The organism is Cellulomonas sp. KRMCY2 (genome assembly GCF_000526515.1).
Lineage (GTDB): Bacteria > Actinomycetota > Actinomycetes > Actinomycetales > Cellulomonadaceae > Actinotalea.
In genome coordinates this window covers 2,227,920-2,249,774 of sequence record NZ_JAGF01000001.1, presented here as the reverse complement: position 1 = coordinate 2,249,774, position 21,855 = coordinate 2,227,920, and the positions used below count along the sequence as shown (strand labels likewise).

20 protein-coding genes and 1 riboswitch are annotated in these 21,855 nt (G+C 73.4%); of the genes, 9 read left to right on the top strand and 11 right to left on the bottom strand.

Annotation, left to right across the window (positions count from 1 at the left end; all coding sequences use genetic code 11):
* Window positions 1–16: 16 nt before the first annotated feature.
* A complete protein-coding gene (locus tag K415_RS0110890) occupies window positions 17–1,021 on the bottom strand; it encodes a malate dehydrogenase (RefSeq protein ID WP_024287086.1) in 1,005 nt (334 codons plus the stop codon).
* Window positions 1,021–2,262 (bottom strand): NADP-dependent isocitrate dehydrogenase, encoded by a 1,242-nt coding sequence (locus K415_RS0110885; RefSeq protein ID WP_024287085.1) that lies wholly within the window; start codon window positions 2,260–2,262, stop codon window positions 1,021–1,023. Before K415_RS0110885 ends, K415_RS0110890 begins: the two co-directional genes overlap by 1 nt.
* A 231-nt stretch (window positions 2,263–2,493) precedes the next feature.
* Between K415_RS0110885 and K415_RS0110880 the strand changes: the two genes are divergently transcribed.
* Window positions 2,494–3,483 carry an aquaporin gene (locus K415_RS0110880; RefSeq protein WP_024287084.1) on the top strand — a complete coding sequence of 330 codons (990 nt, stop codon included), beginning with the start codon at window positions 2,494–2,496 and terminating at the stop codon, window positions 3,481–3,483.
* On the opposite strand, the gene K415_RS24655 is transcribed toward K415_RS0110880, so the two are convergent.
* Window positions 3,447–3,833, bottom strand: coding sequence for a hypothetical protein (locus K415_RS24655; protein WP_024287083.1), 387 nt, complete (start codon window positions 3,831–3,833; stop codon window positions 3,447–3,449). The two genes, K415_RS0110880 and K415_RS24655, sit on opposite strands and share 37 nt — an antisense overlap.
* A 22-nt stretch (window positions 3,834–3,855) precedes the next feature.
* Here K415_RS24655 and K415_RS0110870 point away from each other — a divergent pair, with 22 nt between their 5' ends.
* A complete protein-coding gene (locus K415_RS0110870) occupies window positions 3,856–5,163 on the top strand; it encodes an NAD(P)/FAD-dependent oxidoreductase (protein WP_231494870.1) in 1,308 nt (435 codons plus the stop codon).
* 99 nt (window positions 5,164–5,262) lie between these two features.
* Here the strand turns inward: K415_RS0110870 and purH are convergent, their stop codons facing one another.
* Together purH and K415_RS24275 are read right to left on the bottom strand one after the other, a co-directional pair.
* Window positions 5,263–6,894 (bottom strand): bifunctional phosphoribosylaminoimidazolecarboxamide formyltransferase/IMP cyclohydrolase, encoded by a 1,632-nt coding sequence (purH, locus tag K415_RS0110865; RefSeq protein ID WP_024287081.1) that lies wholly within the window; start codon window positions 6,892–6,894, stop codon window positions 5,263–5,265.
* Window positions 6,895–6,931: 37 nt separating this feature from the next.
* Window positions 6,932–7,023: riboswitch (ZMP/ZTP riboswitch) on the bottom strand.
* A 47-nt stretch (window positions 7,024–7,070) separates the two neighbouring features.
* The gene (locus K415_RS24275) at window positions 7,071–7,877 is read right to left on the bottom strand and encodes a TetR/AcrR family transcriptional regulator (RefSeq protein ID WP_024287080.1); all 807 of its coding nucleotides are present in this window, start codon (window positions 7,875–7,877) and stop codon (window positions 7,071–7,073) included.
* A 120-nt stretch (window positions 7,878–7,997) separates the two neighbouring features.
* Here K415_RS24275 and K415_RS0110855 point away from each other — a divergent pair, with 120 nt between their 5' ends.
* A complete protein-coding gene (locus K415_RS0110855) occupies window positions 7,998–8,948 on the top strand; it encodes an NAD-dependent epimerase/dehydratase family protein (RefSeq protein WP_024287079.1) in 951 nt (316 codons plus the stop codon).
* 39 nt (window positions 8,949–8,987) lie between these two features.
* Here K415_RS0110855 and purN read toward each other — a convergent pair whose 3' ends face one another.
* Window positions 8,988–9,590, bottom strand: a complete 603-nt coding sequence (purN, locus tag K415_RS0110850; RefSeq protein ID WP_051480508.1) for a phosphoribosylglycinamide formyltransferase — start codon at window positions 9,588–9,590, stop codon at window positions 8,988–8,990.
* Window positions 9,591–9,771: 181 nt separating this feature from the next.
* Here purN and K415_RS0110845 point away from each other — a divergent pair, with 181 nt between their 5' ends.
* Window positions 9,772–10,392 (top strand): hypothetical protein, encoded by a 621-nt coding sequence (locus K415_RS0110845; protein ID WP_024287077.1) that lies wholly within the window; start codon window positions 9,772–9,774, stop codon window positions 10,390–10,392.
* A gap of 25 nt (window positions 10,393–10,417) precedes the next feature.
* Here K415_RS0110845 and K415_RS21760 read toward each other — a convergent pair whose 3' ends face one another.
* The 3 genes from K415_RS21760 to sucC all read right to left on the bottom strand — a co-directional run bounded on the left by K415_RS21760 (window position 10,418) and on the right by sucC (window position 14,109).
* Entirely contained in the window at window positions 10,418–11,845 is a 1,428-nt protein-coding gene (locus tag K415_RS21760; protein WP_024287076.1) for a DUF6350 family protein, read from the bottom strand.
* Window positions 11,846–11,990: 145 nt separating this feature from the next.
* Window positions 11,991–12,878: a succinate--CoA ligase subunit alpha gene (gene sucD, locus K415_RS0110835; RefSeq protein WP_024287075.1), complete on the bottom strand. Its 888-nt coding sequence runs from the start codon at window positions 12,876–12,878 to the stop codon at window positions 11,991–11,993.
* A gap of 49 nt (window positions 12,879–12,927) precedes the next feature.
* Window positions 12,928–14,109, bottom strand: coding sequence for an ADP-forming succinate--CoA ligase subunit beta (sucC, locus tag K415_RS0110830; RefSeq protein ID WP_024287074.1), 1,182 nt, complete (start codon window positions 14,107–14,109; stop codon window positions 12,928–12,930).
* Between the two features lie 170 nt (window positions 14,110–14,279).
* On the opposite strand from sucC, the gene K415_RS0110825 reads away from it, so the two are divergent.
* The 4 genes from K415_RS0110825 to K415_RS0110810 are packed head-to-tail and all read left to right on the top strand — an operon-like array spanning window position 14,280 to window position 16,450.
* Complete coding sequence (locus tag K415_RS0110825; RefSeq protein ID WP_024287073.1) at window positions 14,280–15,014, top strand: hypothetical protein; 735 nt, start codon at window positions 14,280–14,282, stop codon at window positions 15,012–15,014.
* Entirely contained in the window at window positions 15,007–15,306 is a 300-nt protein-coding gene (locus tag K415_RS0110820; protein WP_024287072.1) for a hypothetical protein, read from the top strand. The genes K415_RS0110825 and K415_RS0110820 overlap by 8 nt, the downstream gene beginning before the upstream one ends.
* A 17-nt stretch (window positions 15,307–15,323) precedes the next feature.
* Window positions 15,324–16,055, top strand: a complete 732-nt coding sequence (locus K415_RS0110815; protein ID WP_197024705.1) for a hypothetical protein — start codon at window positions 15,324–15,326, stop codon at window positions 16,053–16,055.
* 2 nt (window positions 16,056–16,057) lie between these two features.
* Complete coding sequence (locus K415_RS0110810; RefSeq protein ID WP_155859434.1) at window positions 16,058–16,450, top strand: hypothetical protein; 393 nt, start codon at window positions 16,058–16,060, stop codon at window positions 16,448–16,450.
* A 109-nt stretch (window positions 16,451–16,559) separates the two neighbouring features.
* Here the strand turns inward: K415_RS0110810 and pcrA are convergent, their stop codons facing one another.
* Together pcrA and K415_RS0110800 are read right to left on the bottom strand one after the other, a co-directional pair.
* Window positions 16,560–19,151, bottom strand: a complete 2,592-nt coding sequence (pcrA, locus tag K415_RS0110805; protein WP_024287069.1) for a DNA helicase PcrA — start codon at window positions 19,149–19,151, stop codon at window positions 16,560–16,562.
* Window positions 19,152–19,206: 55 nt separating this feature from the next.
* On the bottom strand, window positions 19,207–20,781 hold the full coding sequence (locus K415_RS0110800; RefSeq protein WP_024287068.1) for a methyl-accepting chemotaxis protein: 1,575 nt from the start codon (window positions 20,779–20,781) through the stop codon (window positions 19,207–19,209).
* Between the two features lie 117 nt (window positions 20,782–20,898).
* On the opposite strand from K415_RS0110800, the gene ppk2 reads away from it, so the two are divergent.
* The gene (gene ppk2, locus K415_RS0110795) at window positions 20,899–21,729 is read left to right on the top strand and encodes a polyphosphate kinase 2 (protein WP_024287067.1); all 831 of its coding nucleotides are present in this window, start codon (window positions 20,899–20,901) and stop codon (window positions 21,727–21,729) included.
* The last annotated feature ends 126 nt before the right edge of the window (window positions 21,730–21,855 follow it).

Below are 21,855 nucleotides of genomic sequence, written 5' to 3'. Positions count from 1 at the left end.
GCGGGGAGGCGACACGTCAGAGCAGGCCGAGCTCGTGGACGGCGTCGCGCTCCTCGACGAGCTCGGCGATCGACGCGTCGATCCTGGCCCGCGAGAAGTCGTTGATCTCGAGCCCCTGGACGATCTGCCACCTGCCGTTGACCGAGGTGACCGGGAACGAGCAGATGAGACCCTCCGGCACGCCGTAGGAGCCGTCGGACACGATGCCGGCCGACGTCCAGGTCCCCTCGGGGGTGCCGAGCACCCAGGAGTGCACGTGGTCGATCGCCGCGTTGGCCGCCGACGCTGCCGACGACGCGCCGCGTGTCTCGATGATCGCCGCGCCGCGCTTGGCGACCGTCGGGATGAAGACGTGCTCGAGCCACCCGCTGTCGCCGACGACGTCGACGGCCGGCCGGCCGCCGATCGTCGCGTGGAAGATGTCCGGGTACTGGGTGGCCGAGTGGTTGCCCCAGATCGTGACCCGCTTGATCCGCCGGACACCGACGCCGGACTTGTGGGCGAGCTGGGACAACGCGCGGTTGTGGTCGAGACGCGTCATCGCCGTGAACCGCTCCGCCGGGACGTCGGGGGCGTGCGCCTGGGCGATCAGGGCGTTGGTGTTCGCCGGGTTCCCGACCACCAGGACGCGGACGTCGTCGGCGGCTCCCGCGTTGATCGCCTCACCCTGCGGCCCGAAGATCCCGCCGTTGGCCGCCAGGAGGTCGCTGCGCTCCATGCCCGGTCCGCGCGGGCGCGCACCGACCAGGAGGGCGACGTTGACCCCGTCGAACGCGGCGCGCGCGTCGTCGTAGATCTCGACCGACTCCAGCAGGGGGAAGGCGCAGTCGTGCAGCTCCATCGCCGTGCCCTCGGCGGCCTTCATCCCTTGGGGGATCTCCAGCAGCCGGAGCCGCACGGGGGTGCCGGTGCCCAGCATCGCGCCGGACGCGATGCGGAACAGCAGCGAGTAGCCGATCTGGCCGGCCGCACCGGTCACCGTGACGGTGACCGGGTGGGCGCTGGGGTTCGGGGGGGCCATCAGATCTCCTTCGAGCCTGCTGATCGACCGAGGCGTGCGGCGAGGTTCTCATCCAGTGCAGCGAGGAAGTCCTCGGTGGTCAACCAGGGCTGCTCCGGACCGACGAGCAGGGCCAGGTCCTTGGTCATCTTGCCGCTCTCGACTGTCGCGACGACGACGTCCTCGAGGGTCTGGGCGAACGCGGTGACCTCGGGCGTGCCGTCGAGCGTGCCGCGGTGCCGCAACCCGCCGGTCCAGGCGAAGATCGACGCGATCGGGTTGGTCGAGGTCGGTCTGCCGGCCTGGTGCTGGCGGTAGTGCCGGGTGACGGTGCCGTGCGCGGCCTCGGCCTCGACGGTCCGGCCATCCGGCGTCATGAGTACCGACGTCATCAGCCCGAGCGAGCCGAAGCCCTGGGCGACGGTGTCCGACTGGACGTCGCCGTCGTAGTTCTTGCAGGCCCAGACGTAGCCGCCCTCCCACTTCATCGCCGCGGCGACCATGTCGTCGATCAGGCGGTGCTCGTAGGTCAGGCCGGCCGCGGCGAACGCCTCGGCGAACTCGGTCTCGAACACCTCCGCGAAGATGTCCTTGAACGCGCCGTCGTAGGCCTTGAGGATCGTGTTCTTGGTCGACAGGTAGACCGGGTACCCGCGCTGCAGGCCGTAGGCGAGGGACGCCCGGGCGAAGTCCCGGATCGAGTCGTTGAAGTTGTACATCCCCATCGCGACACCGCCGCCCTCGGGGTAGGTCACGACCTCCTGCGTGATCGGCTCCGAGCCGTCCGCCGGCGTGAAGGTCAAGGTCAGGGTGCCGGCACCGGGCACCTTGAAGTTGGTCGCCCGGTACTGGTCGCCGAAGGCGTGCCGGCCGATGATGATCGGCTTGTTCCAGCCCGGGACCAGCCGCGGGATGTTCGAGATGATGATCGGCTCGCGGAACACGACGCCGCCGAGGATGTTGCGGATCGTCCCGTTGGGCGAGACCCACATCTTCTTGAGGCCGAACTCCGCCACCCGTGCCTCGTCCGGCGTGATGGTCGCGCACTTGACGCCGACGCCGTGCTCCTTGATGGCGTACGCAGCGTCGATCGTGACCTGGTCGTCGGTCGCGTCGCGGTTCTCGATCGACAGGTCGTAGTACCGCAGGTCGATGTCCAGGTAGGGGTGGATCAGGCGGTCCTTGATGACCTGCCAGATGATCCGGGTCATCTCGTCGCCGTCCAGCTCGACGACCGGCCCGACGACCTTGATCTTGCCCATCGATGAACTCCGTTGCTGTGGTGGTTCGTGCTCCGGCCCCAGGCGCCCGGCGGACCGGCTGCGCCGGCGGGGCGTCGGCGCCTCCTGCTGCCGGTCAGATTACTCGACGTCGAGAGATCTTTCCGAACGGGTGCGCCTGACCGGCGGTTGTACCGTACGGCGTCCGTTGCGATGGCATGATGCCCGACGGTGGCGTAGACGATGCCCACCGCTCTCGACGACAGGATTCGCATGTCCACCAACGACCCCACCCCCATCGACCCGGCCGTGACCGACGCCGCGGCAGGCGCTGCCCCCGAGCTCGGGACCGTCGACGACGCGCCCGGCTCCGCACCGGTCGACGACGTCGCGGACGACGACACCGACACGCCCGTCGGCTTCGGCGGCTTCATCCCGACGACCTCCGCTACGGACGCCGGCGGCCCCGGCGTGGCCGCGCGGATCGGCGCCGAGGCGCTCGGCACCTTCGCCCTGGTGATCGTGACGCTCGGGACCGTGCTGTACAGCCCACTGAGCGGCGCCGGTGCGTTCGGCAGCGCGCTCGCGGCGGGCCTGGTCCTCGCCGCCGCCACAGCGACCCTCGGGCACGTCTCGGGTGGCCACTTCAACCCGGCCGTCACGCTCGGCTCGGCGATCGCGGGCCGGACGCCCTGGCTCGACCTCCCGCTCTACTGGCTCGCACAGCTGGTCGGCGGGGTCGCGGCTGCCGCCGTCCTCTTCTCGACGATCCCGAGCGGGCTGCCTGGCCTGCTCCAGCTGACCGATGCCGGTGAGCTCTGGGCCATGACGGCCAACGGCTGGGACAGCGGCTCACCGCTCTGGGCGATGTCCGGCGACACCGTCGGCTTCGACCTCAAGGCCGCCCTGCTGCTGGAGACCGTCGCCGCAGCGCTCCTGGTCGCCGTCGTGCTGGGCGCCCGGCACCGCCGCGCGCTGCCGGGTGCGGCCCCGATCGCGATCGGGTTCACCTACGCCGCCCTGCTGCTCGTGCTCAGCCCGGTCACCGGCGCGTCGCTCAACCCGGCACGCTCGACCGCGTCGGCGATCTTCGCCGGGGGCGACGCGATCGGACAGGTGTGGCTGTTCTGGGCCGCGCCCCTGCTCGGTGCGGCGATCGCCGGACTGGCATGGTTCGCGTTCGCCGGCACGTCCGTCGAGGACGAGGCGATCGACGCGATCGACGCTCAGGACGACGGGGAGCCGGTGCCCGACCGGTACTGACCCGCTGCTGACCCTGCCGCTGATCCTGCTGCCGACCCGGTCACGGACCCGGTCGCAGCAGGGTCAGGGGCGACGCCTGGCGCAAGCATCAGCAGCCCGATGCCCAGCGCGAGCAGCAGGAGGATCGTCACGTCCAGCCAGGTCGAGCGCACCGCGATCCCCTCGGGATGGCGGCCGCGGCCGATCAGCCGGGCGGCCGCGGCGCCGACCAGCGTCGCCACGAGCACGGCTGCGGCGGTCCGGGCACCGTCCGCGACCGCCGTCAGGGTCATCCCGACGAGGGCCAGCACGACGAGCCAGAGTGCCGGGGCGGTGTGCCGTTCGACCGGTTCCGGCGGGGCAGGCGTCACGCCCGGAGACTACCGTGATCGGGTGCCGGCCCACCGCGACCTCACGTCAGCCGACCCGCCCGACGACCTGACCCACGACCTGACCCACGACCTGGGCGGGCCGTTGCGCTCGATCGTCGTCGTGGGCGGCGGGCTCGCCGGGAGCCAGGCGGTCCACGCCCTGCGCGACCACGGCTTCGACGGGCACGTGACCCTCGTCGGGGCTGAGGACGTCGAACCCTACGACCGGCCGCCGCTGTCCAAGGAGCTGTTCACCCGCGCCGAGCCGGCCTGGCTCCGGGCGGAGCTGGGCATCGACCTCGACCGGGCGGACGACGTCCGGCTCGGCGAGGCCGCGACCGGCCTGCAGGTCGGCGCGCACGGTGTGACGATCCGGACGACCACCGGGTCGGTCGCAGCAGACGCGGCCGTCCTGGCGACCGGCGCGCACGCCGTCCGGCCGGCCGGGTGGGAGACGGCCCTGACCCTGCACACGGCCGCCGACGCCGCCCGGCTCCGGACGGCGCTGACGCCCGGAGCACGGCTGGTGATCGTCGGAGCGGGCTGGATCGGCGCCGAGGTGGCCGGCGTCGCGGCCGGCGCCGGGGTGGACGTGACGGTGGTCGAGGCCGCGCCCGCGCCGTCCGCGACAGCCCTCGGCGTCCCGGTCGGTGCCCTCACGATCCCCTGGTACGCGGCGGCCGGTGTCCGCCTGCTGACCGGGACCGGTGTGGTCCGCGTCGCAGCCGGGCAGGTCGAGCTCGCCGACGGGCGGGTCCTCGACGCCGACGTCGTGCTCGCCGCGGTCGGCGCCCGGCCGTCCTCGGCCTGGATCGGCGACGCCCTGCCGGTGGCCGCGGACGGCTCGATCGCCGTCGACGGGGGCTACCGCGTGCCCGGCACCCGCGGCCGGGTCGTGGCCGTCGGCGACCTGGCCCGCCGACGTTCCGCGCGGCACGGCTGGGTCCCCGGGGGGCACTGGGACGGCGCCCTGCGCGGGCCGGCGGTGGCGGTCCGCACCTTGCTCGGCACGGCCGGCGACGGACCGCCGCACGACGTGGCGCCGTACGTCTTCTCGACGCAGCTGGGCCATGAGCTGGCGATGGTCGGCGCACCCGGCCCGGAGGACGACGTCGTGCTCCGCGGGACGGGTGACGATCACGCGGCTGCGGAGTTCACGGCGCTGTGGTTCACCGCCGGGACCGACGAGCTCACCGCCGTGCTGGCGGTCGACCGACCCCGCGACGTCGGGGCAGCCCGCCGGCTCTTCACCGCGCCGGCGCTGCCCCACCTCGACCGCGCCGTCGCCGCCGACCCGGCCCGCCCCCTGCGCGACGCCCACCGCCCCTGAACCACGTGTCGGACCAGCGACCACCGCTCGGGCGGCCGCAGGTCCGACAGGTCTGGGCCGCGGGTCCGACAGGTCGTGGGCGGAGCAGGGGCAGCAGGGTCAGTGCGCGAAGTGGCGGGTGCCGGTGAGGTAGAGGGTTGCGCCGGCAGCGGTCGCCGCGGCGATCACCTCGTCGTCGCGGACGGAGCCACCGGGCTGCACGACGGCACGCACGCCGGCGTCCAGGAGCACCTGGAGGCCGTCGGCGAACGGGAAGAACGCATCGGAGGCCGCGACCGCCCCGCGGGCCCGCTCGACGTCGCCGGAGTTGGCTCGCTCGACGGCCAGCCGGCACGAGTCGACCCGGTTGACCTGCCCCATCCCGACCCCGATCGACGCACCGTCGGAGGCCAGCAGGATCGCGTTCGACTTGACCGCGCGGACCGAGCGCCAGGCGAAGGCCAGATCCGCGAGCGTGGCCGCGTCGGCCGGCTCCCCGGCGGCCAGGACCCAGCGCGCCGGGTCGTCGCCGCCGTCGGGCGTCACGGCATCGATCCGGTCGGTCGCCTGGACGAGCAGGCCGCCGCTGATCGGCCGGGTCTCGACCGTCGCGGTCGGCGGCGTGTCGACGACCAGCAGCCGGATGTTCTTCTTCGCGGTGAGGATCTCCAGGGCGTCCGGCTCGAAGCCCGGCGCGACGACGACCTCGGTGAAGACCGGTGCGATCTGCTCGGCCGCGGCCTTCGTGATCACACCGTTCGCCGCGATGACACCGCCGTAGGCCGACAGCGGGTCGCACGCGTGCGCCCTGGCGTGGGCCTGGGCGATGTCCGCGCCGACGGCGATGCCGCACGGGTTCGCATGCTTGATGATCGCGACGGCCGGACCGCTGTGGTCGTGCGCGGCCCGCCACGCGGCGTCGGCGTCGACGTAGTTGTTGTAGCTCATCGCCTTGCCGTGCAGCTGCCGGGCCGTCGCCAGCCCGCCGGCCTGGTAGCCGTTCGTGTAGAGCGCGGCACGCTGGTGCGGGTTCTCGCCGTAGCGCAGCACGTCGGCCCGGTCCCAGGTGCCACCGATCCACGCCGGGAAGCCCGTCGCGATGCCGTCGACGGCGTCGGTCGTGGTCAGGACGTTGCCCATCCAGGACGCGACGGCGACGTCATAGGTCGCGGTGTGCACGAAGGCCTTCGCCGCGAGCGCGGTGCGCTGCGCGTGGGTGAAGCCGCCGGCCCGGACCGAGGCGATCACGTCGTCGTACGCCGTGGGGTCGACGACGACGGCGACGCTCGGGTGGTTCTTCGCGGCGGCCCGGACCATCGAGGGGCCGCCGATGTCGATCTGCTCGACGCACTCGTCCGGCCCTGCGCCCGACGCCACGGTGGCCGTGAACGGGTAGAGGTTCACCACGACGAGCTCGAAGGTCTCGACGCCCAGCTCGGCGAGCTGGGCGAGGTGCTCGGGCCTGCGGGTGTCGGCGAGGATGCCCGCGTGCACGCGCGGGTGCAGCGTCTTGACCCGGCCGTCGAGGCACTCGGGGAAGCCGGTGAGCTCCTCGACCGGGGTCACCGGCACGCCGGCGGCGGCGATCGTCGCGGCGGTCGAGCCGGTCGAGACGAGCTCGACACCGGCGTCGTGCAGCGCAGCGGCGAGCTCGGGCAGGCCGGCCTTGTCGTAGACGCTGATCAGGGCCCGGCGGACCGGGCGCCGGGCATCGTCGGCGGGGAGGGGGGCGGGACGGGTGCTGGCAGACATCGGGATGCTCCTGGGTCGGCACGGTACGAACGGTGCACCCAGGCACCCAGGCGAACGGTGCACTGCAGGGGACGTCGGCCGCTCCCCGGTGGTTGCTCCACCTCAGGTACGCCAGTCACGGCCGGGGCCAGTCTAGCGGGGTAGGGCGGGGCAGGGGAGGGCAGGGCAGGGCGCCGTCACCGGCCCGGTCCGGCCGTCCCCCGATCGTCAACCCGCCGGGGCGATCCGCGACCCAGGTCCACCCGCAGCCCGCCGCCGGCCGCCGCCGTGGCGAGGATGGCGTCGAAGGCTCGGGCCGGGTCGGCAGTGACCTTGTGGAAGTGTCCGAACAGCTCGGCAGTCACCGCGCCGACCAGACAGACGAACAGCGTGAAGGAGCGCACGGCTTCCCACGCCGACCAGCCCGGGCGGTCCGCGAGCGCCGTCACGCGTCCCGGCGCGGCCGCCAGGGCCGCGGCGAACTCCAGCGCGCCGGGATCCACCAGGCCCTCGGCGTCGAAGCCCGGCCCGACCGGTTCCAGCGACCCGTCGGCATGGGCATCCAGCACGATGCCGATGATCACCGCCCAGATCCGGGTGGCCGGGGCGACCGTGTCCTGCGGGGCGGCGTAGCCGGGCACCGGGGTGCCGTAGATGAGCTCGTAGGAGCGCGGGTTGGTCAGGGCCCAGGCCCGGAATGCCTGCCCGACGGCGAGCCACACCTGGGCAGGCGGCTCCCCCCGGCCCCGGGCCGCGGCGGCCGCGTCCTCGCAGACCGCGCCGACCGCGTCGTACGCCTCGATGATGAGCAGGGTCAGCAGGGCGTCCCGCGACGCGACGTACCGGTACACGGCCGAGGACGCGACGCCGAGGTCGCGCGCGACCGCTCGGAGCGAGAGCCCGGCGGCCCCGTCGGCGACCAGACGTGCGCGGGCCGCGTCGAGCAGGTCCGCCGTGAAGGTGGCCCGTGCCCGTTCGCGGGCCGTGCGGGGGGTGGCCGTCATGGGTCCATCATGCCGCATGAAGAGCACTGTTCACTAGAGAGAGCGGTGCTCTTGACATCGCCTGGACACATGTGTGAGCATCGCTCATACAAGAGAGCACCGCTCACACTCGGAGGCACGATGTCCCGCCACGTCATCCTGGGCAAGGGCCCGATCGGTCGAACCCTCGCCGGCCTGCTCGCCACGACCGGCCACGACGTCCTCGTCCTGAGCCGTTCCGGTGCGCCGACGCCGGCCCATCGCCGCGCCGGCCGCTCCACCGGCCCCGGCACGATCACCCATGCCGCCATCGACGGCACCGACGGCCGGGCACTCACGGCGTCGGCGGCCGGCGCCGAAGCGCTCTACAACTGCGTGAACCCGCCCTACCACCGCTGGGCGACCGACTGGCCGCCCGTGGCCGAGGCCCTGCTCCAGGCGGCCGAGGCCACCGGGGCGCCCCTCGTGATCGCCGGCAACCTCTACTCCTACGGAGCCGGCACGTATCCCATGCGCGAGGACTCGCCCCTCGCGAGCACCGAGACGAAGGGTGTCGTGCGCGCCGCGATGTGGCGTGAGGCGCAGGCCCGGCACCGCGCCGGCCGGCTGCGGGCCACCGAGGTCCGCGGGAGCGACTACCTCGGACCCGAGGCCGAGCAGCATGCGCACGCCGGACCCCGCATGCTCGACCCCCTGCTCGCCGGCCGTCGGCTGGCCCCGATCGGCTCGGCCGACCAGCCGCACAGCTGGACCTACCTTCCGGACTTCGCCTGCGCCCTCGCGTCAGCGGCGACCGAGCCGGCGGCGTGGGGGCACGCCTGGCACGCCCCCACGCCGGAACCGCTGACCTACCGCGAGCTCGCCACCCGATTCGCCGAGGCAGCCGGCGCACCACGACCGCGGATCGCGCCCGTGCCGATGTGGCTGGTCCGCCTGATCGGCGTCGGGCAGCCGATGCTGCGCGAGATCCATCGGATCGGCTACCAGTTCACCGAGCCCTTCGTGCTCGACTCGACCCGGTCGCAGCAGGTGCTCGGGCTGGCGCCGACGCCGTGGCCCACGATCATCGCCGAGACGCTCGCCGCCCGCTGACCTCAGCCGAGCAGCCGGGTCCGGCCGAGCAGCACGACCTCAGCCGAGCAGCCGGGCCCGGCGCCCGTCGACGACGAGCCCACCACGGGCGATCCGCCCGACGACGTCGACCAGCAGGGCCCGCTCGACGGTCTTGATCCGCTCGTGCAGGCTCGCCTCGTCGTCGTCGGCCGCGACCTCCACGGCCCGCTGGGCGATGATCGGGCCGGTGTCGACACCCGCGTCGACCAGGTGCACGGTGCAGCCCGTCACCTTGACGCCGTGCGCGAGCGCGTCACGGACACCGTGCGCCCCCGGGAAGGACGGCAGCAGCGCGGGATGGGTGTTGATCACGCGGCCGCCGAAGCGGCCGCCGAAGCGGTCGAGGAAGGGCGCACCGAGGATCCGCATGAACCCGGCGCTGACCACCAGGGACGGGCCGAACACGCGCACCGCCTCGGCGAGCGCCGCGTCCCAGGCGGCCCGGTCGGCGAAGTCGGACGGCGCGACGACGGCTGTCGCGACGCCTGCGTCCCGCGCGACGGTCAGGCCGCCCGCGTCCGCGGTGTCGCTCACGACGCCGACGACGCGGGCCCCGTAGGCCGGGTCGCCGTGCGCGGCGAGCAGGGCGGCAAGGTTGGAGCCCCCGCCCGAGACGAGCACGACGACGCGCGCCGGTCCGGGCGTGCCCGTCGCGTCGGACGACCGCCGGCCGTGGCGGGGGGCAGGGGGGTTCGGGGCCACGCGGCGACCCTAGCGGTTTCGCTCCCGCCGGACGCCGGGCGCTCGTCCGCAGGATGGGAGACTTGACCCACGCCGTCCCGGCGCCCGGTGAGGAGAGATCGTGAGCAACCCGTACGCACCGCCCCCGGGCGGCTCGGGTGCCCGCTCCCCGGACCCCGGACCAGGTGGTCCGGCCGGGTCGCCCGACACCCCGGCGGACGGAGCACGTCCCGACGTCCGGCACCCCGGCGGCGGAACCGGTCCGGACGCCCGGCACCCCGGTGGCGAACAACGTCCGGACGTCCGGCAGCCCGGTGGGCCCGACAGCGCGCCCCAGCGTCCGGCGGATCCCGAGGCGGTCCGCGCCGCGAGCCGCCAGGTGATGCACTTCGGCCTGCTCATCCTGGCGACCCTGCTCACGGCATCGCTGACCCTGCCGTGGCAGGCAGCGGCCCTGGCGTTCGCGATCGGCGCCATCGTGGTGGGCATCCGGGCGATCAGGACGGTCTGGCGGGCCGGGATGCGTGGCACGCTCGTCCCGGTCCTTGCCGTCGGACTGGCGCTGGCCGCGCTCATGTCGCTGTCGCTGGTGACGATGCTCGCGCTGTGGCCGCTCCAGGTGGACCGCCAGGACTGCCTGCGCGGCGCGCTGACCATCTCGGTCCGTGAGGGGTGCGAGACCGCGTTCCAGGACGCCCTGACCGCGCGGCTCGAGCAGGCGCTCGGACAGGGCGGCGGCTGAGCCGACGTGCTCCAGCCGACGCCGATCAGGTGCCGGCCCGACCGACCTCCGGCGTCGCATGCGCAGTGACGGCGGCATCCGCGGTCCGGGCATCCGCGGTCAAGGCGTCCGTGGTCTCGCCGTCCGAGGGACCGCCGGCCGGGGACCCGCCACCGGCAGGGCTGAGGTCGATGTCCGCGTCGCCGCGCAGCCGCCGCCACAGGTCGGCAGCGCGCCGGGCGACGGCCGCGCGGACCACGGGATCGCTCGGCACGGCCACCAGGGCGGCCCCCACAGCGGTGAGCCCCGTCACGAGCACGCCGATCAGGAGCACCGGACCGCCGACCACGGCAAGCCGGCCTGGTCCGACCGCCCCGCCGGCGAGCGCCGTGAGGATCGCGGCGAGCACGCCTGCGGCCACGGCGGCACACCCCGACGCCGCCAGCGGGTGCCAGGCCCGGGTCACCGTCAGGCGCCGGTGCAGCGACCACCCTGCCAGCCCACCGGCGACCACCACGACCAGAGGGACCCACCGGAGCGGGCCACCCTCGCTCCCCGGCTGCGGCAGCGCACCGAGCATCGGCAGCGCCGGCAACGGACCGCTGACGACCTCACCGGGTGAGTAGACGGTCCCCTGCCCGATCGCGAAGCCGGGTCCGACCAGCCACGCCATGGCCCAGAGCACGAGGTTCGGCGCGAGGGCGAGCTGGGCGACAGCGAGCAGCAGACCGCCGAAGGTGTCGACGCCGAGGCCGTCGACCACGTCGCCGGTCGCGGCGCGCCCCGCCAGCACCCAGGCGCTGGTGACCAGTGCCGCGACGCCGACCACCATGGTCAACGCGAGCGTCCCGGCTGCCGCACCGGCCCGCACGACGGCGTGGATGCGGGACCACCAGCGACGGGTGCGCTCGCGCAGGCGCCGAACCCGGACGATGCCGGCGCCGAGCCCCGTCCCGGCGACCAGGAGCGTTCCGAGCACGAGCCGCACGACCGCGCCCGGCCCGGCGCCCAGCGGCCCGCTCTCACCGGCGACCAGCACGACGGCGGCGACCACGACGCCGTAGCCACCGATCCCGGCGAGCCACGCGGACAGGGTGGGGTGCGCCGACCGGCGGGCCGAGGCGTAGGCGGAGAACACGGCGAGCGCCGTGATGCCGAGCGGGACGAGCGTGACGACGGTGCCACCGGCCGACAGCAGCCCGCCGTGCCCCAAGAGCCACAGGGCGCCGCCGACGGCGACCGCCCGCGGCCAGCCGATGCCGAGGTTGGACGGGTCGGCCGAGGTCGCGACGTAGGCGGCCAGGGCCGGCATGGTCACCACGAGGAACGACAGCAGCGCGGCCTGCGCGCCGGAGAGCAGGCCGGACACCCAGCGCGGCGCACCGTCGACAGGCGAGGGACCGGCGCTGCCGGTCCGCTGCGCCGCCGGGGTGCGTGCTGCGGCGCGGTCGCGCGGGGTCGGCGTTCTGCTCACCCGTTCATCGTCCCTGCTGGACCGGTGCACGCCCCGCCATCGGCCGGGCCGGGCGTGTCGCCGGCCCCGGAGGCGCCGGCCCCGGAGGCGCCGGCCCTGGAGGCGCCGGCCCTGGTGCGCGCGCTCTCGGCCCGGTCAGCGACCGTCAGGACAGGATCTGACGGATGAGCTCCGCCGTCTCGCTCGGCGTCTTGCCGACCTTGACCCCGGCGGCCTCGAGGGCCTCCTTCTTGGCCGCGGCGGTACCGGACGAGCCGGACACGATCGCGCCCGCGTGACCCATCGTCTTGCCCTCCGGCGCTGTGAAGCCCGCGACGTAGCCGACCACGGGCTTGGTCACGTGCTGCGCGATGTACGCCGCTGCGCGCTCCTCGGCGTCTCCGCCGATCTCGCCGATCAGGACGATGGCGGCGGTCTCCGGGTCGGCCTCGAAGGCCTCGAGCGCGTCGATGTGGGTGGTGCCGATGATCGGGTCCCCGCCGATGCCGATCGCTGTCGAGAAGCCGATGTCCCGGAGCTCGTACATCATCTGGTAGGTCAGGGTCCCGGACTTGGAGACCAGGCCGATCTTCCCCGGGCCGGTGATGTCCGCCGGGATGATGCCGACGTTCGACTTCCCCGGGCTGATCAGGCCCGGGCAGTTCGGGCCGATCAGGCGCACGCCCTTGGCCTGTGCGGCGGTGAAGAACTCCGCCGTGTCGGCGACCGGTACGCCCTCGGTGATGATGACCACGAGCGGCACGCCGGCGTCGACGGCCTCGAGCACGGCGGCCTTGGTGTGCGCGGGCGGCACGAAGACCACCGAGACGTCGGCTCCGGTCGCGGCCACGGCGTCGGCCACGGTGCCGAAGACGGGCACGGAGACCGTCCCGGTCCCCACCGCGAAGTCCACGTTCGTGCCGGCCTTGCGGGGGTTGACCCCGCCGACCACGGCGGTGCCACCGGCGAGCATGCGGGTCGTGTGCTTCTGCCCCTCGGAACCCGTCATGCCCTGGACGATGACCTTGGAGGCCTCAGTCAGGAAGATCGCCATGTCTGCTGTTCTCTCGTCTCTGCGTCGATGCGGGTCGGTGTCGCGGGGCTCAGGCGGCCGTTGCGCCGGCGTGCGCCAGCTGGGCGGCCTTGTCTGCGCCGCCGTCCATGGTCTCGGCGAGCGTGACCAGGGGGTGCGCGGCCTGCGCCAGGATCCGGCGGCCCTCGACGACGTTGTTGCCGTCGAGCCGGACCACGAGCGGCTTGGTCGCGTGGTCGCCGAGGATCTCCAGCGCCGCGACGATGCCGCTCGCGACCGCGTCGCACGCCGTGATGCCGCCGAAGACGTTGACGAAGACGGCCTTGACCTGCGGGTCGGACAGGATGATGTCCAGGCCGGCCGCCATGATCTCGGCCGAGGCGCCACCGCCGATGTCCAGGAAGTTCGCCGGCCGGACCCCGCCGTGCGCCTCGCCTGCGTAGGCCACGACGTCGAGGGTGCTCATCACGAGCCCGGCGCCGTTGCCGATGATGCCGACCGAGCCGTCGAGCTTGACGTAGTTGAGGTCCGCCGCCTTGGCGCGGGCCTCGAGCGGGTCGGTCGCCGTGGAGTCCTCGAGCGCGAGGTGCTCCGGGTGCCGGAAGTCCGCGTTCGCGTCGAGCGTCACCTTGCCGTCCAGCGCGACGATCCGGCCGTCGGTCGTCCGGACCAGAGGGTTGACCTCGACGAGGGTCGCGTCCTCCTCGCGGTACACGGTCCACAGCTTCCGGATGGCGTCGGCGACCTGGTCGGCGACGTCGGGCGCGAACCCGGCCGCCGCGACGATCTCGGCTGCCTTGGCCGCATCGATGCCGACCAGCGGGTCGACCGCGACCTTGGCGAGCGCCTCGGGGCGCTCGACGGCGAGCTGCTCGATCTCCATGCCGCCCTCGACGCTGGCCATCGCGAGGTAGCGCCGCTCGGCCCGGTCCAGCAGCACCGAGAAGTAGTACTCCTCGGCGATCTGGGCACCCTGGGCGACCATGAGCGTCCGGACCACGTGACCCTTGATGTCCAGGCCGAGGATCTCCTGCGCGCGCTGGGCGGCCTCGTCGGGCGAGTGGGCGAGCTTGACGCCGCCGGCCTTGCCGCGACCACCGGTCTTGACCTGCGCCTTGACGACGACCGTCCCGCCACCGAGCTGCTCGGCAGCGGCCCGCGCCTCGTCGGGCGTACGGGCGACGATGCCGCCCAGCACGGGGACCCCGTGCTTCTCGAAGACATCCCGTGCCTGGTACTCGAACAGGTCCACCCTGCTCCGCCTTCCGTCGTCCGGCTGCCGCGCACGAACGCGCCGCCCGCGGGGATCGTAACCGCGGCGGCCAGACATCTTCACATCGAGAGATCGCCGTTGTCCGATTCGCCCCATGATCACGGCCAGCCCGCTAACCTGTCCACGGACCAGCACACGACAGGGGACGCATGTCGCAGACATCAGGGGGCATCGACTCCGTCGTGCACCGGCTGTGGGACCTCGCCGCGTCGCTGCGCGCAGCGCAGGACGCGCTGCCGGACCAGATCCGCGGGACCGACGGCACGGGGTCGGTGGTCGTCTCCTTGGGCCGAGCCGGCGACGTGACCGGGATCGACGTCGACCGCGACTGGTCCGCCCACCTCGATCCGACAGCCCTGGGCACCGCCGTGGTCGAGGCCGCGGGCGTGGCCGGGCTGGAGCGGATGCGCGCACTGGCTCAGGCACCCACCGATGCACCGGTCCGGTCGCAGGAGCCTGCGCCGCTGCGGTGGGCGGTCCCCGAGCTCGCCGACGGCATGGTCGTGCCCCCGCTCGAGGACGTCGCGGAGCAGGCGATCAGCGCCCTGCACAATGCCGCCTCCGCTGTCGGCGCCGTGCCGAGCGTGCCGGCCGACGTCGTCGGGACCGGGGCCGACGGGCGGGTCACGGTCGGGTTCGCCGCAGGGTCCTTGACGCGGTGCGAGATCGATCGCGGCTGGGCCGACGGACGCGCCGGCCCGCAGGTCACCATGGCGCTCAACGAGGCCCTGGGTGCCGCGCGCGCCGCGCTGCGGGCCGAGGCCGAGGCCGTGGCGCAACGGTCCGCGGAGATCGACACCCTTCTTGCGGCGGCGCTGGCGCACCTGCGGCCACCGGACCCAGCAGTCACCGGGACACCACACCAGGGGGACCACCATGTCTGACGTCTTCGTCGTCACCGAGGCCCTCCGGAAGGAGGCCGGCACATGGGACGAGCAGGCCGTCCTCATCAGGAGCGCGGCCACCCAGGCGGGCGTGCTGCGGCTGACCCGGCTCACCGCCGGCATCTTCAACCCGATCGTCACCGAGTACGAGGCCACCATCGACGCGGTGACGGCCCGCTGCCTCGAGGGCGAGCGCGAGATGACGGCGATCGCCTCAGCCCTGCTCCGCAACGCCGACGCGTACGACCGGGGGGACGTCGAGGTCTCCGAGCACGTCGCCGACGCCTACTAGCACGCAGGGGGATCGTGATGTTCAGCGAAGCGCAGTACACCGCGGTGATCAACGAGCTCAACAGCGGGATGACGAGCCTGTCCGGCCAGCTCGGGCGCGTGGCGCCGACGATCAACAGCGCCACGTCGCACTGGTACGTCATGGACTGGGTCGCCGACGCCCTGGTCGACTGCGGCAACAAGCTCATCGAGTTCGGCTCGTGGCTCCTGGAGAAGCTCGGCGAGCTCCTCGAGGGGGTCCTCGCGCCGCCGCTGTTCTTCTGGAAGGCGTACGACTGGCACGCCTCGGTCGGCGCGCCTGCGTCGGCGGTGGCGGGCAACACCCACCCGAGCACGTTGCGCGCCGCCTACGACTGGACCGGTGAGGCCGCGACCGCCTACACCCGCGCAACCTCCACCCAGCCGACCGCGGCGGCCGAGATCCAGTCGATCTCCACCACGATGGCCGTGTCCCTCGGCATCTGCGCGGCAGCGGGCTGCGCCTTCTACGTCGCGCTCGGCGTCATCCTGGTCAAGGTCATCGTTGCGGCCGCCGCTGCGATCGCGGCCTTCGGCTCCGTCGTCTTCTCGCCTGCCGGCGTCGCCATCATCCTCGAGGAGGCGGCCGTCAGCGGGTCGCTGGTCTGGGCGGCGATCGCCTCGCTGACTGCCCTGCTCGCGGCGCAGACGGCCCAGATCGTCGCCATGAAGGGTGCGGCCTCCGCAGCGGACGCCTTCCCGAACGGCGCCTGGCCCGTGGGGGCCGTGTGACCATGCCCGGGACACCCTCCGCGAGCGATCCGGCAGCTGCAGCACGACGACGTCTGGCCCGGCTCGTCCTCGCCGCGATCCTCGGCGTCGTCGCCCTCGTCCTGCTGTGGGCCGGCGTGACCCAAGGATCCGCGGTGGCACTGGTCGTGGCGGCGCTCGCGCTGGCCTCGGCGGCCGGCGGCCTGCTCTCGGTCCGCCACGACCGGGTCCGGCGGGCGCGTGACCTCGCGAGGACGTTCGGCGGGTCGCCCGACGCCGCGGCGGAGTCCCTCGACCAGGACGCGATCCGGGTGCTGCGCGACACCCAGGGCGAGCTGGTCGCAGCACGCGAGGTCCGTCGTCAGCTGCCGATGCTCAGCCTCGACCAGGTGGCGCACATCGTTCGCTCGCTCTGACCTGCCCCGTGCGGGCTCGCCGTCACGCCGACGGTGGCCGCCGGCACGCGGACGGTGGCCGCCGTCACGCCGACGGTGGCCGGCTGCTGCCGGGACGCCGCCTCGCGGCTCAGAGCTTGGTCACGGGCGAGTAGCGCAGCAGCAGGCGCTTGGTGCCGTCCCCGCCGAAGTCGACCTTCGCCACGGCGTTGGCGCCGGCACCCTCGACGCCGACCACGGTGCCGAGGCCGTACGCGTCGTGCGTGACCTTGTCGCCGATCGTCAGGTTCGGCACGTCGCCCGCCTGGCGCGGCGTCGCCGACCCGAAGGTCGCGCCGGTCGAGGGCAGGGCGATCTTCTTCGTGGCCACGGGTCCGGACCGGGACCCACCGCCCGAGCCGCCGCCGGACCGCCCGCCCCAGGCTGACGCGCCGCCGCCCCAGCCGCTGCCCGAGCCACGCAGCACCGCCATGCTCGACTCGCGGCGCCGCCAGTCCACGAGCTCGTCGGGCACGTCGTCGAGGAACCGGCTCGCGGGGAACTCGTTGGGCACGCCCCAGGCGGTGCGTACGGCCGCCCGCGAGATGTACAGGCGCTGGCGGGCCCTGGTCAGCCCGACGTAGGCGAGGCGGCGCTCCTCGGCGAGCTGGTCGGGGTCGGCGAGCGACCTCATGTGCGGGAACGTCCCATCCTCCCAGCCGGTCACGAAGACGACCGGGAACTCCAGCCCCTTGGCGGTGTGCAGGGTCATCAGGGTCACCACGCCCTGGTCGGGCTTGGCCGCACCACCCGGGCTCCCGTCCGCCGAGGGGTCGTCGGCCGGGATCTGGTCGGAGTCCGCGACCAACGACACCCGCTCGAGGAAGTCGGCCAGGTCGGCATCGGGCTCGGCCGCCTCGAACTCGGTCGCGACGGCGTGCAGCTCGGCGAGGTTCTCCACCCGGGACGCGTCCTGCGGGTCCTCGCTCGCCCGCAGGTCCGCCAGATAGCCGGTGCGGTCGAGCACGGCGCCGAGCACCTCGGCCGGGCCGGCACCCGACGCCGCAAGATCACGGAGCTCGGACATCATGGTCGCGAAGGCCCGCAGGCCGGTGACCGCGCGGCTGCCGACGCCGGGAGCCTCCTCGACCCGGTCGAGTGCCGCGCCGAACGAGATCCGCTCCCGCTCGGCGAAGGCCGCGACCATCGCCTCCGAACGGTCGCCGAGGCCGCGCCTGGGCACGTTCAGCACCCGGCGCAGGTTGACGTCGTCGTCCGGGTTGGCGATCGCCCGCAGGTAGGCGACCGCATCCTTGACCTCGCGGCGCTCGTAGAAGCGCGTCCCGCCGACCACCTTGTACGGCAGGCCGACCCGGATGAGAACCTCCTCGAGCGCGCGCGACTGCGCGTTGGCCCGGTAGAAGACCGCCACGTCGCCCGGGCGCACCCCCTCGGTGTCGCCGAGCCGGTCGATCTCCTCGGCGACGAACCGCGCCTCCTCGTGCTCGGAGTCCGCCACGTAGCCGACGATCTGCGGACCGGCGCCCGACGCCGTCCACAGCCGCTTGGGCTTGCGCCCGGGGTTCCGGGAGATCACGGCGTTGGCAGCGCTCAGGATGGTCTGCGTCGAGCGGTAGTTCTGCTCGAGCAGGATCGTCCTGGCGTTCGGGTAGTCGGCCTCGAACTCGAGGATGTTGCGGATCGTCGCACCGCGGAAGGCGTAGATCGACTGGTCGGCGTCACCGACCACGGTGAGCTCTGCCGGCGCGATCGCCCGGCTCGACGCACCTGGCGCACCCGGCGCGCCCGCCACGCCGGTGGCGCCGGGACCGCCGGTGAGCTCGCGCACCAGGACGTACTGCGCGTGGTTCGTGTCCTGGTACTCGTCGACCAGGATCTGCCGGAACCGCCGGCGGTAGTGCTCCGCGACCGCGGGGAACGCCTGCAGCAGGTTGACCGTCATCATGATCAGGTCGTCGAAGTCCAGCGCATGGGCCTGGCGCAGCCGCACCTGGTAGCGCGCGTAGACCGCCGCCAGCACCTCGTCGAACTGGTTCGCGGCACCTGCGGACGCCCCGGACGTCGTCGCGTAGGTCTCCGGGTCGACGAGCTCGTCCTTGAGGTTGGAGATCTTCGAGGCCAGCGCCTTGGCCGGGTACTTCTTCGGGTCGAGGTCGAGCTCACGCGAGACGAGGGTCAGCAGCCGCTGGGAGTCCGCGGAGTCGTAGATCGAGAACGAGGACCGCAGGCCGAGGGTCGCGTGCTCACGGCGCAGGATCCGCACGCACGCCGAGTGGAAGGTGGAGACCCACATCGACCGCGCCGCGGGCCCGACGAGCTCGGCGACGCGTTCGCGCATCTCGCCGGCGGCCTTGTTGGTGAAGGTGATGGCCAGGACCTCCGACGGCCGCACCCGCCTGGTCGCCAGCTGGTGGGCGATCCGGTGCGCCAGCACGCGCGTCTTGCCGGAGCCCGCCCCCGCGACGATCAGCAGCGGCGAGCCGGTGTGCAGCACGGCCTCGCGCTGCTCGGGGTTGAGGCCGACCAGGAGCGCCTCGGCACGTTCGGCCCGGCCGACCGCACCCGACGCGTCTGCGTCGCGGGTGCCCGCAGCGCCCTCCGTCGGCTCGGCGTCCGTCGGCTCGGCGTCGTCGGCCTCGGTCGGCGGGACTGTCGACGGCAACCGGGCGCCGTCGGCTCGGCTGATCCCGGGCAGCGGCAGGTCGGAGAAGAGCGTGTTCATGGCACCCCAAGCGTAGGCGCGCCCGGTGACACCCGCCGACGTCGGGCCGCGGTGCTCAGCCGACCGCGACCGAGTCCTTGAGCCGCCGCGAGGTCGCAGCCAGCTCACGGGCTGCCGCCCGGATGTCCTCGAGCTCCTGGGTCGCGCGCCTCGTCGACTCCCCGACGCCCTCGAGCGAGGTGACGATCTCCCGCCCGCCGTCGGCGACCTGGGAGATCGTCACAGCCATCGCCGCGGTGGTCGCCGTCTGCTCCTCGACCGCACCGGCGACCGTCGTCTGGTAGTCGTTGATCCGGCCGACGACCTCGCCGATCCGGGCGATCTCCTGCGCGGCCTGGGTGACCGCGAGCTGGATCGACTCGACCCGCTGGGAGATGTCACCCGTCGCGCGCGCCGTCTCCTGGGCCAGGTCCTTGACCTCGCTGGCCACGACCGCGAAGCCCTTGCCGGCGTCCCCGGCCCGCGCCGCCTCGATGGTGGCGTTGAGCGCGAGCAGGTTCGTCTGCTCGGCGATCGAGGTGATGACCTTCACGACGCTGCCGATCTGCGCCGAGGACTCCCCGAGGTCCGCCACCGTCCGGTTCGTCGCCTCTGCGGCCGCGACCGCCTCGGCGGCGATCCTGGCCACGGAGTTGGCGTTCTGCGCGATCTCACTGATCGACGCGCCCATCTCGTGCGTACCGGAGGCGACGGTGTCGATCCCGACGCTCACCTCGGCGGCGGCGGCGGACACCGCACTGGTCTGCTGCGCCGTCCGCTCGGCGGCTGCGGCGATGCCGTCGCTGCTCTCGACCAGCCGCGTGGCGGCCAGGTCCAGCTGGCTGACGGCAGCCGACACGTCGCGGGCCACGGCGGCGGACCTGTCGAGGGTGGCGTTGAGCGCGCCGGCCAGCTGCTCGAGCTCGGTCCGGCCTGCACCCTCGGGGAGCCTGGTGGTCACGTCCCCGCTGGCCAGCACCGCTGTGGCCTGGCGGATCGGACGGACGATGCTCCGCCCGATGACGACGCTGACGCCGCCCGCCACGACGAGGATGCCCAGTCCGCTGAGCAGCAGCCGGCTCGCCTCCTTGAGCGCGGCCGTGCGCACGTCGTCGACGTAGACGCCCGATCCGATGATCCAGCCCCACGGCTCGTAGCCGGCGACGTAGGAGGTCTTCGGCTGCGGCGCGTCGGCGCCGGGCTTGGGCCACTGGTAGTCGACGAAGCCGGCACCCTGCTCCTGGACCACGCGGACGAACTCCATGAAGAGCAGCGTCCCGTCGGGGTCGGCGTTCTGGCTCAGGTCCGTGCCGTCGAGCTCGGGCTTCATCGGGTGCATGACCATCGTCGGGGTCATGTCGTTGATCCAGAAGTACTCCTGGCCGGAGTACCGCATCTGACGCACGGCGTCGATCGCGGCGGTCTGCGCCTCGGCCTCGCTCATCCGGCCGGCCTGCTGCTCCGCGCCGTAGAACGTGAGCACGCCGAGCGCGGTCTCCACGACGGTGCGGGTGGCGGTCTGGCGCTCGGACATGATCCGCGCCTGCATCTGGGTCGCGGCCAGGACGGCGAGCGCGGCCAGGCCGAGGCCGAGGACCGCGACGAGGGCGACGAGACGGGTGGTGATGGACAGTGCGGCGAAACGCTTCATGGCGCAGACTCCGGGGGGATGCGGATGGCGACCTGTCGGAACCATCGACCGATCCGGCGCGGTTGTGAGGTGGCGAAGGGGCTGACCTGCGCCGTCCGCAGGCCTACGCTGCCGAGCATGGCCAGTGCGACGGACCCCGAGGAACGCACCAACCGGTTCCCCAAGGCGGTGTACGAACGCGAGCTGTTCCGGCTGCAGGCGGAGCTCGTCAAGGTCCAGGAGTGGGTGCGGACCGAGGGCAAGCGACTCGTCGTGATCTTCGAGGGGCGCGATGCCGCCGGCAAGGGCAGCACGATCAAGCGGGTCACCGAGTACCTCAACCCGCGCGTCGCGCGGATCATCGCGCTGCCGGCGCCGAGCGACCGCGAGCGCACCCAGTGGTACTTCCAGCGGTACATCACCCAGCTGCCCGCGGCCGGCGAGATCGTCCTGCTCGACAGGTCCTGGTACAACCGGGCCGGGGTCGAGAAGGTGATGGGCTTCTGCACGCCCGACGAGTACCACCGGTTCCTGCACCAGTGCCCGATCTTCGAGCGGATGCTCGTCGAGGACGGCATCCTGCTGCGCAAGTACTGGTTCTCGGTCAGCGACGCCGAGCAGGAGGCCCGCTTCCGCTCACGGCTCGCCGACCCGATGCGCCAGTGGAAGCTCTCGACGATGGACCTGGACTCGATCTCCCGGTGGGAGGACTACTCGCGGGCCAAGGACCAGATGCTGGTGCACACCGACATCCCCGAGGCGCCGTGGTGGGTGGTCGAGAGCGACAACAAGCGGCGCTCGCGGCTCGACATGATCCACCACCTCGTCGCGAGCCTCCCCTACCAGGACGTCGCGCGGGTGCCGATCGAGCTGCCCGACCGGCCGCCGCCGACCGGGTACATCCGACCGCCCCGCGACACCCAGCGGTACGTGCCCGACTTCGCCTCGACGCTGCTCACGGAGTCGTGAGAGGCACGAACCTGCCGACAGGTCCGCACGGTGCACGCACCCCTCGACGCACCGCCGCGGAGCCTTGGCGCCACCTGCGCCAGGGCCAGACGTCCCAAGGGGCGGTCAGCCCATGGACACCATCTG

What these genes read in the sequence shown, in the direction of transcription:
- K415_RS0110890 (WP_024287086.1), bottom strand. Translation starts at nt 1,021, where the DNA reads ATGGCCCCCCCGAACCCCAGCGCCCACCCGGTCACCGTCACGGTGACC.
- K415_RS0110885 (WP_024287085.1), bottom strand. Translation starts at nt 2,262, where the DNA reads ATGGGCAAGATCAAGGTCGTCGGGCCGGTCGTCGAGCTGGACGGCGAC.
- K415_RS0110880 (WP_024287084.1), top strand. Translation starts at nt 2,494, where the DNA reads ATGTCCACCAACGACCCCACCCCCATCGACCCGGCCGTGACCGACGCC.
- purH (WP_024287081.1), bottom strand. Translation starts at nt 6,894, where the DNA reads ATGTCTGCCAGCACCCGTCCCGCCCCCCTCCCCGCCGACGATGCCCGG.
- K415_RS24275 (WP_024287080.1), bottom strand. Translation starts at nt 7,877, where the DNA reads ATGACGGCCACCCCCCGCACGGCCCGCGAACGGGCACGGGCCACCTTC.
- K415_RS0110855 (WP_024287079.1), top strand. Translation starts at nt 7,998, where the DNA reads ATGTCCCGCCACGTCATCCTGGGCAAGGGCCCGATCGGTCGAACCCTC.
- sucD (WP_024287075.1), bottom strand. Translation starts at nt 12,878, where the DNA reads ATGGCGATCTTCCTGACTGAGGCCTCCAAGGTCATCGTCCAGGGCATG.
- K415_RS0110825 (WP_024287073.1), top strand. Translation starts at nt 14,280, where the DNA reads ATGTCGCAGACATCAGGGGGCATCGACTCCGTCGTGCACCGGCTGTGG.
- K415_RS0110820 (WP_024287072.1), top strand. Translation starts at nt 15,007, where the DNA reads ATGTCTGACGTCTTCGTCGTCACCGAGGCCCTCCGGAAGGAGGCCGGC.
- K415_RS0110815 (WP_197024705.1), top strand. Translation starts at nt 15,324, where the DNA reads ATGTTCAGCGAAGCGCAGTACACCGCGGTGATCAACGAGCTCAACAGC.
- K415_RS0110810 (WP_155859434.1), top strand. Translation starts at nt 16,058, where the DNA reads ATGCCCGGGACACCCTCCGCGAGCGATCCGGCAGCTGCAGCACGACGA.
- pcrA (WP_024287069.1), bottom strand. Translation starts at nt 19,151, where the DNA reads ATGAACACGCTCTTCTCCGACCTGCCGCTGCCCGGGATCAGCCGAGCC.
- K415_RS0110800 (WP_024287068.1), bottom strand. Translation starts at nt 20,781, where the DNA reads ATGAAGCGTTTCGCCGCACTGTCCATCACCACCCGTCTCGTCGCCCTC.
- ppk2 (WP_024287067.1), top strand. Translation starts at nt 20,899, where the DNA reads ATGGCCAGTGCGACGGACCCCGAGGAACGCACCAACCGGTTCCCCAAG.